At 35.8% G+C, this 20,165-nt stretch carries 6 protein-coding genes and 1 other RNA gene; all 7 read left to right on the forward strand.

Annotated features, from left to right (window positions below; translation table 11 throughout):
- Positions 1-8 precede the first annotated feature (8 nt).
- On the forward strand, positions 9-347 hold the full coding sequence (gpsB, locus tag EQ029_RS06860; RefSeq protein ID WP_011275761.1) for a cell division regulator GpsB: 339 nt from the start codon (positions 9-11) through the stop codon (positions 345-347).
- A 133-nt stretch (positions 348-480) separates the two neighbouring features.
- Positions 481-864, forward strand: an RNA gene (gene rnpB / locus EQ029_RS06865) — RNase P RNA component class B.
- Positions 865-980: 116 nt separating this feature from the next.
- The gene (locus EQ029_RS06870; protein ID WP_037558748.1) at positions 981-2,114 is read left to right on the forward strand and encodes a THUMP domain-containing class I SAM-dependent RNA methyltransferase; all 1,134 of its coding nucleotides are present in this window, start codon (positions 981-983) and stop codon (positions 2,112-2,114) included.
- Between the two features lie 165 nt (positions 2,115-2,279).
- On the forward strand, positions 2,280-2,918 hold the full coding sequence (locus EQ029_RS06875) for an SDR family oxidoreductase (RefSeq protein WP_011275763.1): 639 nt from the start codon (positions 2,280-2,282) through the stop codon (positions 2,916-2,918).
- Positions 2,919-3,150: 232 nt separating this feature from the next.
- Complete coding sequence (locus tag EQ029_RS06880) at positions 3,151-6,594, forward strand: dynamin family protein (RefSeq protein WP_016931247.1); 3,444 nt, start codon at positions 3,151-3,153, stop codon at positions 6,592-6,594.
- Positions 6,595-6,610: 16 nt separating this feature from the next.
- On the forward strand, positions 6,611-7,489 hold the full coding sequence (locus tag EQ029_RS06885; protein WP_057504885.1) for a 5'-3' exonuclease: 879 nt from the start codon (positions 6,611-6,613) through the stop codon (positions 7,487-7,489).
- Positions 7,490-7,876: 387 nt separating this feature from the next.
- Positions 7,877-19,810, forward strand: a complete 11,934-nt coding sequence (locus EQ029_RS06890) for a YSIRK-type signal peptide-containing protein (protein WP_115172238.1) — start codon at positions 7,877-7,879, stop codon at positions 19,808-19,810.
- The last annotated feature ends 355 nt before the right edge of the window (positions 19,811-20,165 follow it).

Here is a 20,165-nt window from a genome sequence, read left to right on the forward strand (position 1 = left end):
TGGAAAAAATGGCAGATGTTTCTTTAAAGCTTTCAGCAAAAGATATCTATGAAAAAGATTTCGAAAAAACTATGGCCCGTGGTTATCGTCGTGAGGAAGTAGATGCTTTTTTAGATGATATCATTACAGATTATCAAAAAATGGCTGATATGAATAATGAAGTTGTAAAATTGTCTGAAGAAAATAACAAATTAAAAAAAGAAGTTGAAGAATTAAGACTAAGAGTGGCAACATCAAGACCTTCTGACAATAAATCATTTTCTTCAAACAACTCAAGTTCATCAAACAATAATGTTGATATTTTGAAACGAATTTCAAACTTAGAAAAAGCTGTTTTTGGAAAGTAATTTAACTTAGCTTAATTAATGAGTGTTATCAATTGGATATTTATTGAAAAATGTTAAGTATTCAATTAGCAACAGATATTCTATAAAAATATCTGTTATAGTATAAAATATTATGATATAATCGCAAAAGTGATATTTTGGGTAATCGCTATAGAAATATAGAGGAAAGTCCATGCTCACACAGTCTGAGATGATTGTAGTGTTCGTGCTTGATGAAACAATAAATCAAGGCATTAATTTGACGGCAACGAAATAACCTAAGTCTTATGATATGGTTAAATTAGTTTGAAAGTGCCACAGTGACGTAGCTTTCATAGAAATATGAAGGGTGGAACGCGGTAAACCCCTCGAGTGAGCAATCCAAATTTGGTAGGAGCACTTGTTTAGCGGAATTCAACGTATAAACGAGACATCTTTATTCGAAATATAAAGATTTGTAGACAGATGGTTACCACCGACGTACCAGTACAACTAGTGTACGTTATGAGTACAACGGTACAGAACATGGCTTACAGAAATATCATGAACTAGTTTAGCTCTCCCATTGATTGGAGAGCTTTTTGTTTTTTACTCATACATAATAAATAAATTTTGTTAACATATAAATATATTTATAAAAAAGGAGAAAACGTAATGTTCCAATTATTAGCAGTTTGTCCAATGGGATTAGAGGCTGTTGTAGCCAAAGAAATCCAAGAACTCGGTTATGAAACACAGGTTGAAAATGGACGTATCTTTTTTGAAGGTGATGCTAAAGCTATTGTGCAATGCAATTTATGGTTACGCACAGCTGATCGTATTAAAATTGTTGTAGGTCGTTTCAACGCTTCAACATTTGATGAACTTTTTGAAAAAACAAAATCGCTACCTTGGGAAAACATTATTGATAAAGAAGGGCAATTCCCAGTTCAAGGTAGAAGTGTTAAATCAACACTGTATAGTGTACCAGACTGTCAAGCTATTACTAAAAAAGCAATTGTTGAACGTTTAAAGAAAGCTTATGATGAAAAAGGCTGGTTAAATGAAAGTGGTGCTAAATACCCTGTTGAGGTAGCTATTTTAAAAGATAATGTATTATTGACTATCGATACCTCAGGTTCAGGTTTGAACCGTCGTGGATATCGTATTGCTCAGGGGGAAGCTCCTATTAAAGAAACCTTGGCAGCGAGTCTAGTACGACTTGCCAATTGGAAGGGAGATACGCCTTTTATAGATCCTTTCTGTGGTTCAGGTACTATTGCCATAGAAGCATGTTTAATCGCTCAAAATATTGCACCAGGGTTCAATCGAGATTTTGTTTCTGAAGAATGGAATATTATGCCTCCCAATATTTATGATGATATGCGAGATGAAGCTGATCAACAAGCTAATTACGATAAAGACATTCGAGTGTTTGCATCAGATATAGATCCTGAAATGGTTGAAATTGCTAAACGTAATGCTGAAGAAGTCGGTTTGGCAGATATAATCCAATTTAGTGTTAAAGATGTGAATACATTAACAATTGATACCGATGAACCAGTAGCTTTAGTTGGAAACCCTCCATATGGTGAACGAATTGGAGATAGGGAAGAAGTCGAAGAAATGTATCGTTATATTGGTAAATTAATGAATCAACATTCACATTTATCAACTTACATCTTAACTAGTAACAAGGAATTCGAATTTTTAGTTAATCGAAAAGCTACTAAAAGAAGAAAATTATTTAACGGCTACATTGAATGTACTTATTACCAATATTGGGGTAAAAAGCCAACTACTATATAATTTTTATTAAATTTGTAAATTTTTCTTAATGTATCTAATAATATTTAATTAATTTAATCAATTCATTAGCACTCTTATTATTACTGATGTAAAGTGATAATAAGAGTGTTAAATATAGATACAAATACATAATTTTATATACATCTTAGTAAGGAGAGAAAAAATATGCAAACAGTATTAATAATAGGCGCAAATGGTAAGGTCTCTATCGAGGCTACTAAATTATTTTTAGAGGATTCTAATTTTAATGTCGATTTATTTTTAAGAAATGCGCATCGAATTCCTGATTACGCATCAAATCGAGTAACAGTTTATGAAGGTGATGCTAAAAACTCAAAAGATTTAGAGCAAGCACTTGATAAAGTTGATGTTGTATTTGCTAGTCTATCTGGATCACTAGATATCGAAGCACAAGCTATTGTAGATGCTATGTCTAAAAAAGATGTTAAACGATTAATCTTTGTAGCTGCCCCTGGTATTTACGATGAATTACCAGCTAAATTTAATGAATTTAATAAATCTCAATTTGGAGATAAATTGACAAAATATCGTAAAGCTGCAGATATTATAGAAGCATCAACATTAGATTATACAATTATTCGTCCAGCATGGCTTACATTTAAAAATGAGACAGATTACGAAGTTACATCGAAGGATACTCAATTTAGAGGAACAGAAGTTTCAAGACGCAGTATTGCAAGTTTAGCTGTACGTATAGCGAAAAACCCAGAACTATATTCTAAAGAAAACATAGGTGTTAATAAACCAAACACTGATGGAGATAAACCAGCTTGGTTCAAATAACTATTCTTTATATTTGTTTCAAACTATTGTTGTGATAAAATTTAATAAATAGGTAGCTAGTCAGAAATAATAATTAAAGTTTTTACTTTAGTAAGTATAATTTTTGTTGAGTAAACTTAAATAGTATATTTAATTTTAAATCTGCCTACCAGATTAAGAATAGCCTGTTACATTAAGTATGTCTCAGGCTGTTACTTTTTTATTTGAATGTTTGAAACAAAGGGGACTTAGCATGACTAATAATGAACAATTAGATATTTTATATAAATTAAAAAAAGAAGTTGAAAAATCAAAAAATTCAACTTTAATACATACTATTAATCAAGTAATAAAAAAGGTATATTTAAATCAATATACCGCTTCTTTTGTTGGTCACTTTTCGGCGGGGAAATCCACATTAATTAACTTATTATTAGAACAGGATATTCTTCCAAGTTCACCAGTACCTACCACAAGTAATACTGCAATCGTATCTGTTGCAGATAAACAAGAAATTATAGCTAATTTAGAAAATCAGCAATATACAAAATTAAAAACATATGACGAAGTCAAAAAAATGAATCGTTTAAATGTAGATGTAGAGTCTGTTGAAATTAATTTTCCTTCTTCAAAATTCAAAAATGGTTTTACGCTTCAAGATACACCTGGCGTAGACTCAAACGTAGCTACACATCAGTCTACAACTGAACAATTCATGTATACCAGCAATATTTTGTTCTATACAGTAGATTACAATCATGTACAATCTGCATTAAATTTTCAATTTATTAAAAGAATGAATGATGTAGGTATACCAGTCATTTTTATCATTAATCAAATCGACAAACATAATGAAGATGAAATTACTTTTGAAACTTTCAAACAAAGAGTCAATAAATCAATAGAAGATTGGGACATTAAACTTACAGATATTTTCTATGTGACAAAATTTGATCATCCCGAAAATGAACTTTCACGTCTTTCTCAATATTTAGTAGAGAAAGATAATTATAGAGAACCTATTGAGAACTATGTAAATCGTACAGTTAAGTTTATTACAGAGGCTCAATTAGGATATATTCAAAATGAACTACAATACATTCTAGAACAGCTTAATATAAATGAAGATGAATTTGAACAAGCCTATGCTAAATTTCAACAAAATCAAGCCGTTAGTGAAGAAGCTCGACTCTTAAATAATCCTGATCAATTACTAAGTTTTTTAAAGCAAAAGCGAAAAGATATATTAGATAATGCATACATTATGACACATGACATGCGTGAAGATATTAGACATTATCTTGAAAGTATGAGTGATGATTTTAAAGTTGGCGGCCTTTTAAATAAAAAGAAGAAAAAGCAAGAGGAACAAGAAGCACGTTTACAGAATGTTGTTTCAAAACTTCAAGACAAAGTTAATCAACAAATTCGACAACCATTGCGAGAGGACATGTCATTTTTAACGCGTTTTATTAATAGCTCTGAGGTTAATCATGATGTATTAAATCAACATTACGAAATAGATTCAAGTTTATTTTCCAATTTATATCAACCTCAAACGAGTATAAGTAATACTTATGTACTTACTTTTAGTGATGAAGTGCTTAAAGCAATTACTAATTTTGTAGAAAAACAATCCAATCCGTTATTTAATCAAGCGATTGATCATACACAAGCTCAAGGTTTAACAGAAGAAACTAATGATGATCTACAGATATATGAGCATTATATTGAATTACAAAATTTAAAAGAATCTCTAACTACTAAAAATTATCAACATTATTATATCCATATGGATGACTCTTTAGATAAATTAATAGGTAGAACTGAAGCAAACTATATAGTAGAAAGCAATGATCAAGTTTTAGAAAAAGAAGAGAAAGCCTCTGATGAAAATTCAAATGAGCGTAATACTAAAAAGGTTAACATTCAAGAAGCATTAAACATTATTGAACCTGTACCATTATTTGATAGAACAAAAAATGATATTAAAGATACGTTAGAACGATTAGAAAATAAACTTGTCAAAATTGGTGTATTTGGTACGTTCAGTGCAGGAAAAAGTAGTTTAATTAATGCCTTATTAGGTGGGCAATACTTAGTAAGTTCACCGAATCCTACAACTGCAGCTACGACTGAATTATCTTACGGTGAGGATAGTCAAATCACACTTAAAACTGAAGAACAACTATTAAATGAACTTAATCAACTCATTGAATACCATAATGTTTCTTTCGAATCACTCGAAGCATTTGTCCAATCTGATGTACAACAATTAAAAAACAAATTAGAAAAGAACCAACTTGCTTTTGTAAGTGCAGCTCACAAACATTTTTCTATGTATAAAGATATGTTGGATGAAGGTGTGAAACATACGATTTCTCAAGAGGAAATAAAAAAATGGAGTGCTGAAGATGAGTTTGCTACTTTTGTTAAAACTGTGCACATCAATTTACCATTAGAATGGTTGAAAGGAAAAATAATCGTTGATTCATTAGGCTTACATTCAAACAATCAACGTCATACAAATGAAACTGAACAAATTTTAACTTCATCCGATTTAATTTTATATGTGAGTTATTTTAATCATTCATTTACAGATAATGATAAAAACTTCATCGAACATATGAAAGAGATGAATCAACTTAATGAAAATCAAGCATTTAAAATGGTTATCAACGCTGTAGACCTTGCAGAAAACAGTGATGATTTAGCTGCGGTAAAACATTACGTTAAAGATGCTTTAACTCAAGTAAACTTGAAGTCAGATATCTTTGGTGTTTCAAGTAGACAAGCATTGAGAGGGAACGATGAAGGTATTAATCAGCTGCGTCATAGCATTGACCAATTTGTAGAAGTTGATTCAAATATAATTTTAGAGCAACAAATGGTTAAACAACTTGAGCAAATCAATATTTCTTTCGAAGAGATGATTCATGATTATAAAACTAACCAATCTCATATTGAACAACGCCAGCAACAATTGAAGAAATATCAAAATGAACAAAGGTTACCGAATCAATTGCTATTTACTACCGAACAACATACTAATAATGAAGTTGAAGATCAGATTTATCATTTAAATGGCAGATTAAAATTACAATTATTGGATGATGTTAAAAGTATATATAATAGTCAGATGACTCAAAATAGTGATTTTAATGACGAAAAGAAAATTTCTTCTAAAGCATTTTTAGATCAAATACATCAACGACTATATTTAGAACAAAGTTTATTAGTTGAACGAATTAAGAAATATTATAATCGTCAACTTAGCGAACAAGTCGCACCGACAATCCAAAAATTAAATCAATTGCATGTATTTATTAATACTGATTTTTCAATTATGCCTAATTTTACCGAAAAGGCATTCTTGCGTGTTGATTTAAATGATATGATTAATGCTTTACCTAAACAATTAACGAAACGTCGAATTTTGAATCCAAATACTCAACGAGAGTTACAAGAACTAATCAGTTCAAATACGTTAGAGTTATTGCAAAATCAAATTAGTGAATTTAGACAGGCATTGATTCAGTATGTTGCTTCAATGAATAAAGAAGCTGAAGAGAAATTAGCGCAAATTGAGGATGAGATTCAAGATCAAATCGATGAATTATTATCATTTAATTTAGACAATACATTAATCGAGCAATTACGTATTGCGAATCAAAAATTAAACGCACTATTAAAATAGAAGGAAGGCACAAAATATGGAAAATCGTGTCCTATTAGTAGATGGAATGGCTTTATTATTTAGACATTTCTATGCTACAAGTTTACACAATCAATTTATGTATAATTCAAAAGGTATACCAACTAACGGAATTCAAGGTTTCGTTAGACATATCTTCACAGCAATAAATGAAATCAATCCTAGTCATGTAGCCGTATGTTGGGATATGGGACAATCCACTTTTAGAAATGATATGTATACTGACTATAAGCAAAATCGTCCAGCACCACCAGAAGAGCTTATTCCACAGTTTGACTACGTCAAAGAAATTTCAGACCAATTTGGATTTATAAATGTTGGAATGACTAATTATGAAGCTGATGATGTGATAGGAACTTTGGCAAGAACATTTTCTGATAATAACGAGGTCCACATCATCACTGGAGATAAAGACTTATTACAATGCATTAATAATAATGTAGAAGTTTGGTTAATAAAGAAAGGATTTAATATTTATAATCGTTATACCTTAGCTCGTTTTAATGAAGAATATCAGTTAAATCCACAGCAACTAATTGATATTAAAGCTTTTATGGGTGATAGTGCAGATGGATATCCCGGTGTAAAAGGAATAGGGGAGAAAACAGCCCTCAAATTAATTCAAACCTATGGAAGTGTTGAAAATGTACTTTCAAATATAGATCAATTGACACCTGCACAACGCAAAAAAATTGAAGCTGACAAAGATAATTTAACTTTATCTAAGCGATTGGCTGAAATATATACCGAAGTGCCACTTAATAGTGTGGAGATTTATAGAGATATGGCTTATGCACACTCATTAAATCAGATACTTTCAATTTGCAATGAACATGAACTTTATGTTTCTGGAAAATATATATCAACAAAGTTATAACTTAGGACAAAGACTCGAGACTGTAATATGTTTCGAGCCTTTTTTAACTACATTTAAATGATGTTCAATATATATTTATTTTTATATTAATAATTAAAATTCTAATTCACACACAATTAAATTAATGCTACAATTAAACAGAACAACTATTGAATTGTTCATTTCAAAAATGATAATTGAAATTTAATACCCGAGAGGAGTTATAAAACTTTTGTCGAGTAATTTTTTATGCTCTAATATTAAGCAAAAATTCAGACAATATTCATGGTAACTTAATTATCAATCCATTTGATATTGAGCTATGTGTTATCGGAATTCCTTTTCAAAAAAATACTCATAACATCAACATCAAGAATATACAACATAGAATAGGAGAGAAGCGCATCAATGAATTATCGAGATAAACTGCAAAAGTTCAGTATTCGTAAGTATGCAGTAGGAACTTTCTCAACATTAATCGCCACGTTAGTATTTCTAGGAACGCATACTGATCAAGCCCATGCGAGTGAAAATACCAACGCGGCAGTTGAAAAAGCACAGCAAAATACTGAATCCCAAACATCACGAGACAAAAATAGTAATCCAAATGATGCAATAACAATTCAAAATGATCAAACTTCTGATCAAACTGTAGAAATTAATAAGCAGTCAAAATTTGTAGACAAAACATCTACAGAAAAAAAGGCTTTAGAAACTCAAACAAGCGAAAAAGAAATTACTAATTCGACATCAACATCTATTAAAGAAAAAATAGAAGAAAGTTCGCCAGTTACTAAAGAAGAAAAAACAAATGAACTGAAAGAAAAATCTTCACCAATCGTAGGGAAGCAATCTTCGAATCAAAGTAAACAGAAAGTTAAATTCTCTAGTTCAAAATCAGTTAAACAAATTGATGATAAGATAGATACACCTAGAGAATCTAAGTCGGATAACAGACAGAAAATTGATAGCAAAAACATTTCTAAACTGACAAATCTTACTCAAGAAATTCAAAGTAAATTATTAGAAGTTGAAACTATAGAACCTTCAAATCCTCACATTGAAGAAGCGAAAAAATTAACTGTAGAAAGTAGTAGTTTCACTCAATCTAGTAATGTTTCGCAACAATCACTTTTAGACTTAGTTACAAGATTAGAGCAAACACGTAATTCATTAGCAAATGTGATTACTCGTTCTCAATCAGGTAAACGCGATCCAAGAAACGGTCAACAAATTGAAAAGGGGACTAATTTTAGATTTACAACTTTAAATGGTCGTTGGAATGCCGGTAGAAACGTCATTGTGTACCAACGTAACTATGCGTCATTACCTGATGGTAGGGCGTTAGGTACTGGTCAACAAAAAAACGGTGTAGAAGGTATAACTTCTAGAAAGACCGTTATGCGTGCTTATTATAAACATGAAGGTAATTCAAAATACTTAGTTTATGATGTATTCTTCAATAATGACGGCGTTAACTTTATATCACCTGGATCACAACAACGTTTAGGTATGGCTTTGCTATTACCATATAAAGTAATGAAATTAAATTCAGATGGTTCGTTCGCTAGCGATTCAGTTAGAAATCTATCTTACGCAGCTTACGAAAAAAGAAGTGGTAGAAATAGTCTATTAAGTGAATCACCTAGCGATTTTATTATCGATCCAGATAATAGTACGCAAATGATTGATATGCTAAGAAGTAATCAGCATGATTTTGGTCATACAACATTTTATCTTAGTTTCGGTGTTCGTCCAGGTAGAAGCTTTAATAGTGATGCGAACGAATATTTCCATTCTAATAGAAATAACCCTGATTTGAGAAAAGCTGTTGAAGACCAACGAGGCATTTTTAGTGGATGGAACTATGGTATTGGTATTCAAGTCGACCCTAACCATCCAGAAGGTGCTAATCGAGCGTATCACATGCATCTTGAAGTTAAATTAAGAGATAATGTAACAACTGCCGAGCTTGAAAATGCTTGGTCATATGCCAATACAGCTGCTATGGGTGGTGTAAGTAAATCTGCTTATACAGTTTTATCAGGTCGTATATTACCTGAAGATGGTGCACTGCCATCTATCGAGAACCAACCACCTGTGAAACCAACAATTAACTCTGATTTAGTAGGCAAAGCAACAACGACAACAGTTATTGATGTATCTACAGATCCGAATACTAAAGTAGAAATTTTCGATAAAAATGGCAATAAAATTGGTACAGGTACAACAGATTCTAGTGGACATGCATACATTACGCCAACTCGTCCTATACCTGAAGGTAATGTCACTGCGAAAGCATATAATCACAGCGATGAATCAAAAGTTTCAACATCTGATCCTAAATTTGCAACTGACACAATTCCACCTACAACACCTGTAATTAACACAAGATTAGTTTACAAAGCTGGTACATTAACACCGATTGATGTTTCTACTGATCCAAATACACAAGTTGCATTAATAGATAAAAATGGTCGTATTTTTGGTGCAGGTACAACAGATAGTAGTGGTCATGTAATAATTACGCCAGATCGTGTTATTCCTGAAGGTAATGTGACTGCCAAAGCAACTGATAATGCTTTACATCCAAATAGTTCGGTTTCGATACCTGTTCAAGCAACAACGCTTATACCTGTGATGAAACCAGTAATTAATACAGATGTTGCGGGTAAAGCTTTCTCTTCACCAGTTATCGACATTACATCTACTCCAAATACGCGAGTTGAGCTATTAGATAAAAATAATAATGTCATCGGTCGTGGTATTACTGGCTCTAACGGACATGTTAATATTACACCTGATCATTATCTTTTCGAGGGTAATATCACAGCGAAAGCATATGATCAAACTGATGAAACTAATAATGCAACATCTGATCCAAGACACGTTACAGATACAACACCACCTAGAAAACCAGTAATTAATACTAACTTAGTTAATAAAGTAGGGACACGAACACCTATAGATGTTTCTACAGATGTATTGACTAGAGTAGAGATTTTTGATGAAAATGGTAAAAGTTACGGTGTAGTTCTTACTGAAATGGACGGTCACGGTATTATTACGCCAAGAGAGCCACTACCTTTAGGAAAAATCTATGCACGTGCTACAGATGGTGCAGAAACACCTAATTCAATTGATTCTGATCATGTACCAGTAACAGATACTATTCCACCAACAGTTCCAACTGTTGATACAGATTTAACAGGAAAAGCGACTACTTTAACTCCTATAACTGTCACTACTGATCCAAATACACGAGTGGATTTAATTGATAAAAATGGGCATATTATAGGTACTGGCACAACAGACGGAAATGGTCATGTCATCATTACTCCTACAACTCCAATTGTCGAAGGTAATGTCATTGCTAAAGCTTATGACCCTGCTAACAACGTTTCAACGTCTGCACCTAGAAAAGCGACGGATACTACACCACCAACTAAACCTAGAGTTACTTCACCTTTAGGAGGAAAAGCAGGTACGACTGATCCTGTTACAGTTACAACTGATCCGAATACGAATGTTCAATTATTAGATAAAAATGGGCAGATCATAGGAACTGGAACTACAGATAGTTCAGGTCGTGTCAATATTACACCAACAAGACCTATTCCAGAAGGTAATGTTACGGCTAAAGCAATTGATAATGCGGAACATCCGAATAGCTCTACATCTGATCCTGTTAAAGCAACTGATACAACGCCACCGACTAAACCTAGAGTTACTTCACCTTTAGGAGGAAAAGCAGGTACGACTGATCCTGTTACAGTTACAACTGATCCGAATACGAATGTTCAATTATTAGATACAAATGGGCAGATCATAGGAACTGGAACTACAGATAGTTCAGGTCGTGTCAATATTACACCAACAAGACCTATTCCAGAAGGTAATGTTACGGCTAAAGCAATTGATAATGCGGAACATCCGAATAGCTCTACATCTGATCCTGTTAAAGCAACTGATACAACGCCACCGACTAAACCTAGAGTGACAACACCGTTAGGTGGAAAAGCGACTACTTTAACACCTGTTGAAGTAACTACGGATCCAAATACAAGTGTTCAATTATTAGATAAAGATGGTCGTGTGATTGGTTCGGGTACGACTGGTGCTAATGGACGTGTTACAATCACGCCAACTCGTCCTATTCCGGAAGGTAATGTCACTGCCAAGGCGACTGATAATGCAGAACATCCGAATAGCTCTACGTCTGATCCTGTTAAAGCAACTGATACAACGCCACCGACTAAACCTAGAGTGACAACACCGTTAGGTGGAAAAGCGACTACTTTAACACCGATTGAAGTAACTACGGATCCAAATACAAGTGTTCAATTATTAGATAAGGATGGTCGTGTGATTGGTTCGGGTACGACTGGTGCTAATGGACGTGTTACAATCACGCCAACTCGTCCTATACCGGAAGGTAATGTAACTGCGAAAGCTTACGATAATGCAGAACACCCAAATGTCTCAACTTCTGAACCTAAAAAAGCGACTGATACTACACCTCCTACGGAACCAGTTGTGACAAATGATTTAACTGGTAAAGCGACTACTAAAACACCGATTACGGTTACAACGGATCCAAATACCCATGTTGATTTACTTGATAAAGATAATCATGTAATAGGTTCAGGTACGACGGATAGTAATGGTCGAGTTACAATTACACCAACGGTGCCTATTCCTGAAGGTAATGTACGCGCTAAAGCGACTGATAATGCGGAACATCCAAACAGTTCACTTTCTCAACCGAAGAAAGCGACTGATACTACACCGCCAGGTAGCCCAATCGTTAATACTGATTTAACTGGTAAGGCGACTACTCGAACACCTGTTGACGTATCTTCTGATCCGAACACTCGTATTGAGTTACTAGATAAAGATAATCACGTGATTGGTTCTGGTACGACGGATAGTAATGGTCGAGTTACAATTACACCAACGGTGCCTATCCCTGAAGGTAATGTACGTGCTAAAGCGACTGATAATGCGGAACATCCAAACAGTTCACTTTCTCAACCGAAAAAAGCGACTGATACTACACCGCCAGGTAGCCCAATCGTTAATACTGATTTAACTGGTAAGGCAACAACTAAAACTCCAGTTGATGTGTCTTCTGATCCGAACACTCGCATTGAGTTACTAGATAAAGATAATCATGTGATTGGAACAGGTACGACTGGTGCTAATGGTCATGTCATCATTACGCCAACTCAACCTATACCGGAAGGTAATGTTACTGCGAAAGCTTACGATAATGCAGAACATCCAAATAGTTCTACATCTCAACCGAAAAAAGCGACCGATACTACACCTCCTACGGAACCAGTTGTGACAAATGATTTAACTGGTAAAGCGACAACTAAAACACCGATTACGGTTACAACGGATCCAAATACTCATGTTGATTTACTTGATAAAGATAACAACGTGATTGGTTCTGGTACGACGGATAGTAATGGTCGAGTTACAATTACACCAACGGTGCCTATCCCTGAAGGTAATGTACGTGCTAAAGCGACTGATAATGCGGAACATCCAAACAGTTCACTTTCTCAACCGAAAAAAGCAACTGATACAACTCCGCCAGGTAGCCCAATTGTTAATACTGATTTAACTGGTAAGGCAACAACTAAAACTCCAGTTGATGTGTCTTCTGATCCGAACACTCGTATTGAGTTACTAGATAAAGATAATCATGTGATTGGTTCTGGTACGACTGGTGCTAATGGTCATGTTATCATTACGCCAACTCAACCTATACCGGAAGGTAATGTAACTGCAAAAGCTTACGATAATGCAGAACACCCAAATGTCTCAACTTCTGAACCGAAAAAAGCGACTGATACAACTCCGCCAACGGCGCCTGTAGTTACTAGCGATTTAACTGGTAAAGCGACAACTACTGATCCTGTTGAAGTTACTACAGATCCAAATACGAAAGTAGAATTACTAGATAAAGATGGCAATGTTATCGGTTCAGGTACAACCGATAATACGGGGCATGTCATGATTACACCGACGAAACCTATTCCTGAAGGTAATGTTACTGCGAAAGCTTACGATAATGCAGAACATCCAAATAGTTCTACATCTCAACCGAAAAAAGCGACCGATACAACTCCGCCAACGGCGCCTGTGGTTACTAGCGATTTAACTGGTAAAGCGACAACTACTGATCCTGTTGAAGTTACTACAGATCCGAATACGAAAGTGGAGTTACTAGACAAAGATGGCAATGTTATCGGTTCAGGTACAACCGATAATACGGGGCATGTCACGATTACACCGACAAAACCTATTCCTGAAGGTAATGTCACTGCCAAAGCGACCGATAATGCAGAACATCCAAATAGTTCTACATCTCAACCGAAAAAAGCGACTGATACAACGCCGCCAACGGCGCCTTTAGTTACTAGCGATTTAACTGGTGAAGCAACAACTACTGATCCTGTTGAAGTTACTACGGATCCGAATACGAAAGTGGAATTATTAGATAAAGATGGCAATGTTATCGGCTCGGGTACAACTGATAATACGGGGCATGTCACGATTACACCGACGAAACCTATTCCTGAAGGTAATGTTACTGCGAAAGCTTACGATAATGCAGAACATCCAAATAGTTCTACATCTCAACCGAAAAAAGCGACCGATACAACGCCGCCAACGGCGCCTGTGGTTACTAGCGATTTAACTGGTAAAGCGACAACTACTGATCCTGTTGAAGTTACTACAGATCCGAATACGAAAGTGGAGTTACTAGACAAAGATGGCAATGTTATCGGTTCAGGTACAACCGATAATACGGGGCATGTCACGATTACACCGACAAAACCTATTCCTGAAGGTAATGTCACTGCCAAAGCGACCGATAATGCAGAACATCCAAATAGTTCTACATCTCAACCGAAAAAAGCGACTGATACAACTCCGCCAACGGCGCCTTTAGTTACTAGCGATTTAACTGGTAAAGCAACAACTACTGATCCTGTTGAAGTTACTACGGATCCGAATACGAAAGTGGAATTATTAGATAAAGATGGCAATGTTATCGGCTCGGGTACAACTGACAATACTGGTCATGTCATGATTACACCGACGAAACCTATTCCTGAAGGTAATGTTACTGCGAAAGCTTACGATAATGCAGAACATCCAAATAGTTCTACATCTCAACCGAAAAAAGCGACTGATACAACGCCGCCAACGGCGCCTGTGGTTACTAGCGATTTAACTGGTAAAGCAACAACTACTGATCCTGTTGAAGTTACTACGGATCCGAATACGAAAGTGGAATTATTAGATAAAGATGGCAATGTTATCGGTTCAGGTACAACTGACAATACTGGTCATGTCATGATTACACCGACGAAACCTATTCCTGAAGGTAATGTTACTGCGAAAGCTTACGATAATGCAGAACATCCAAATAGTTCTACATCTCAACCGAAAAAAGCGACTGATACAACGCCGCCAACGGCGCCTGTGGTTACTAGCGATTTAACTGGTAAAGCAACAACTACTGATCCTGTTGAAGTTACTACGGATCCGAATACGAAAGTGGAATTATTAGATAAAGATGGCAATGTTATCGGTTCGGGTACAACTGACAATACTGGTCATGTCACGATTACACCGACAAAACCTATTCCAGAGGGTAATGTCTCTGCGAAAGCTTATGACAATGCGGAAGTTCCTAATGTTGCGACTTCTCAACCGAAGAAAGCAACTGATACGACACCTCCGACAACACCGACATTAGATACTGATTTAGGTGGTAAAGCTGGTACTCAAACACCTATTACAGTGACAACAGATCCAAATACTCATGTTGATTTACTTGATAAAGATGGTAATATCATTGGTTCGGGTACGACAGATGATACAGGTCATGTAACAATCACACCGACAAAACCTATTCCTGAAGGTAATGTCACTGCCAAAGCGACTGATAATGCAGAACATCCGAATAGTTCTACATCTCAACCGAAAAAAGCAACTGACTTAACACCTCCGGTGAAACCTTCTGTTGTTGGAACACTAGATGGAAAAGCGGGAACGAAAGATCCTGTTGAAGTAGTAACCGATCCAAATACAAAAGTGGAATTACTTGATAAAGATGGTAATGTTATCGGTTCGGGTACGACAGATAGTACGGGTCATGCGACAATTACATCAACGGTGCCTATTCCTGAAGGTAACGTCACTGTGAAGGCCACTGATAATGCGGAACATCCAAATAGTTCTACGTCTGATCCTGTTAAAGCAACTGATACAACGCCACCAACTGTTCCAACACTTGATACAGATTTAGGTGGTAAAGCTGGTACTCAAACACCTATTACGGTGACGACAGATCCAAATACAAAAGTGGAATTACTTGATAAAGACAGTAATATTATTGGTTCGAGTACGACAGATGATACGGGTCATGTCACAATTACACCGACAAAACCTATTCCTGAAGGTAATGTCACTGCCAAAGCGACTGATAATGCAGAACATCCGAATAGTTCTACATCTCAACCGAAAAAAGCAACTGACTTAACACCTCCGGTGAAACCTTCTGTTGTTGGAACACTAGATGGAAAAGCGGGAACGAAAGATCCTGTTGAAGTAGTAACCGATCCAAATACAAAAGTGGAATTACTTGATAAAGATGGTAATGTTATCGGTTCGGGTACGACAGATAGTACGGGTCATGCGACAATTACACCAACGGTGCCTATTCCTGAAGGTAACGTCACTGTGAAGGCCACTGATAATGCGGAACATCCAAATAGTTCTACGTCTGATCCTGTTAAAGCAACTGATACAACGCCACCAACTGTTCCAACACTTGATACAGATTTAGGTGGTAAAGCTGGTACTCAAACACCTATTACGGTGACGACAGATCCAAATACTCATGTTGATTTACTTGATAAAGACGGTAATATTATTGGTTCGGGTACGACAGATGATACGGGTCATGTCACAATTACACCGACAAAACCTATTCCTGAAGGTAATGTCACTGCTAAAGCGACTGATCATGCAGAACATCCGAATAGTTCTACATCTCAACCGAAAAAAGCGACTGATACAACGCCGCCAACGGCGCCTGTGGTTACTAGTGATTTAACTGGTAAAGCAACAACTACTGATCCTGTTGAAGTTACTACAGATCCAAATACGAAAGTGGAATTATTAGATAAAGATGGCAATGTTATCGGTTCGGGTACGACAGATGATACAGGTCATGTAACAATCACACCGACGAAACCTATTCCAGAGGGTAATGTCTCTGCGAAAGCTTATGACAATGCGGAAGTTCCTAATGTTGCGACTTCTCAACCAAAGAAAGCAACTGATACGACACCTCCGACAACACCAACATTAGATACAGATTTAGGTGGTAAAGCTGGTACTCAAACACCTATTACGGTGACAACAGATCCAAATACTCATGTTGATTTACTTGATAAAGACGGTAATATTATTGGCTCGGGTACGACAGACAGTACGGGTCATGCGACAATTACACCAACGGTGCCTATTCCTGAAGGTAACGTCACTGTGAAGGCCACTGATAATGCGGAACATCCAAATAGTTCTACATCTCAACCGAAAAAAGCAACTGATACAACGCCACCAACGGCGCCTGTGGTTACTAGTGATTTAACTGGTAAAGCAACAACTACTGATCCTGTTGAAGTTACTACAGATCCAAATACTCATGTTGATTTACTTGATAAAGACGGCAATATTATTGGTTCGGGTACGACAGATGATACAGGTCATGTCACGATTACACCGACAAAACCTATTCCTGAAGGTAATGTCACTGCCAAGGCGACGGACGATGCAGAATATCCGAATAGTTCTACATCTCAACCGAAAAAAGCGACTGATACAACGCCGCCAACGGCGCCTGTGGTTACTAGTGATTTAACTGGTAAAGCAACAACTACTGATCCTGTTGAAGTTACTACAGATCCAAATACGAAAGTGGAATTATTAGATAAAGATGGCAATGTTATCGGTTCGGGTACGACAGATGATACAGGTCATGTGACGATTACACCGACAAGACCTATTCCTGTGGGTAATGTCTCTGCGAAAGCTTATGACAATGCGGAAGTTCCTAATGTTGCGACTTCTCAACCGAAGAAAGCAACTGATACGACACCTCCGACAACACCGACATTAGATACTGATTTAGGTGGTAAAGCTGGTACTCAAACACCTATTACAGTGACAACAGATCCAAATACTCATGTTGATTTACTTGATAAAGACGGTAATATTATTGGTTCGGGTACGACAGGTGATACAGGTCATGTAACAATCACACCAACAAAACCTATTCCTGAAGGCAATGTCACTGCCAAAGCGACTGATAATGCAGAACATCCAAATAGTTCTACATCTCAACCGAAAAAAGCAACTGACTTAACACCTCCGGTGAAACCTTCTGTTGTTGGAACACTAGATGGAAAAGCGGGAACGAAAGATCCTGTTGAAGTAGTAACCGATCCAAATACAAAAGTGGAATTACTTGATAAAGATGGTAATATTATCGGCTCGGGTACGACTGATAGTACGGGTCATGCGACAATTACACCAACGGTGCCTATTCCTGAAGGTAACGTCATTGTGAAGGCCACTGATAATGCGGAACATCCAAATAGTTCTACGTCTGATCCTGTTAAAGCAACTGATACAACGCCACCAACTGTTCCAGCACTTGATACTGATTTAGGTGGTAAAGCTGGTACTCAAACACCTATTACAGTGACAACAGATCCAAATACTCATGTTGATTTACTTGATAAAGACGGTAATATTATTGGTTCGGGTACGACAGGTGATACAGGTCATGTCACGATTACACCGACAAAACCTATTCCTGAAGGTAATGTCACTGCCAAAGCGACTGATAATGCAGAACATCCGAATAGTTCTACATCTCAACCGAAAAAAGCAACTGATACAACGCCGCCAACGGCGCCTGTGGTTACTAGCGATTTAACTGGTAAAGCAACAACTACTGATCCTGTTGAAGTTACTACAGATCCAAATACGAAAGTGGAATTATTAGATAAAGATGGCAATGTTATCGGTTCGGGTACGACTGATAGTAATGGTCATGTCACGATTACACCGACAAGACCTATTCCTGTGGGTGATGTCTCTGCGAAAGCTTATGACAATGCGGAAGTTCCTAATGTTGCGACTTCTCAACCGAAGAAAGCAACTGATACGACACCTCCGACAACACCGACATTAGATACTGATTTAGGTGGTAAAGCTGGTACTCAAACACCTATTACGGTGACGACAGATCCAAATACTCATGTTGATTTACTTGATAAAGACGGTAATATTATTGGTTCGGGTACGACGGACAGTAATGGTCATGTCACAATTACACCGACGAAACCTATTCCTGAAGGTAATGTCTCTGCCAAAGCGACGGATAATGCAGAACATCCGAATAGTTCTACATCTCAACCGAAAAAAGCGACTGACTTAACACCTCCGGTAAAACCTTCAGTTGTTGGAACTCTAGATGGAAAAGCGGGAACAAAAGATCCTGTTGAAGTAGTAACCGATCCGAATACAAAAGTGGAATTACTGGATAAAGATGGTAATGTTATCGGTTCGGGTACGACAGATAGTACGGGTCATGCGACAATTACACCAACGGTGCCTATTCCTGAAGGTAACGTCACTGTGAAAGCCACTGATAATGCGGAACATCCAAATAGTTCTACGTCTGATCCTGTTAAAGCAACTGATACAACGCCACCAACGGCGCCTGTGGTTACTAGTGATTTAACTGGTAAAGCAACAACCACTGATCCTGTTGAAGTTACTACAGATCCAAATACACATGTTGATTTACTTGATAAAGATGGTAATATTATTGGTTCGGGTACGACGGACAGTAATGGTCATGTCACGATTACACCAACAAGACCTATTCCCGAAGGTGATGTTTATGCTAAAGCAATAGATAACGCTGAACATCCAAACATCTCTATATCTAAGCCTGTAAAAGCTACTAAATTGATTGTAAAATCTCATAAAAAAGAAGCTAAAAATGGCCATTCAAAAGAGAATGAAAACCACAATTCAAGAAAATCTAAAAATACAATACGTGATGAAAAAGGAAATAAAATTAATACTAGTACTAAAAAGAAAGTAAAAGATTTACCAAGTACTGGTAAAAAAGAGTTAACTAATAATTCTTTACCATATATAGTTACACTACTAGGTAGCTTTGCTTTACTAATTAGTAGAAAAAGAGAAAGAAAAGATAACAACAGAAATAAGTAATTTTAATATAGATACTAATTAGAAAAATCCACTGAAATCTTAAATGATTTCGGTGGATTTTTGATTTTAAATATATTCATATTAGACTATAAAGTTCATATAGAAGTATCAATTGAGAACATGATTTTATCAATGTAAATTAATGAAGATTAATTAAAGGAAAAAATATTTATCCTAAAGATCTTTAATTGAAATTTAACTGATAAAATATTCTAATGTTTTATGCTTTAAAAAACTATTAATTCACGTCAAAAAATTCTGTAATTTTTAATTGTATAAACTTACATCTACACATATTTTTGTCGAATTATTTCATAAATACTAATTTAGTTAAAAATCCACCTCATTTATCAAT

This window comes from Staphylococcus haemolyticus (assembly GCF_006094395.1).
Taxonomy (GTDB): domain Bacteria; phylum Bacillota; class Bacilli; order Staphylococcales; family Staphylococcaceae; genus Staphylococcus; species Staphylococcus haemolyticus.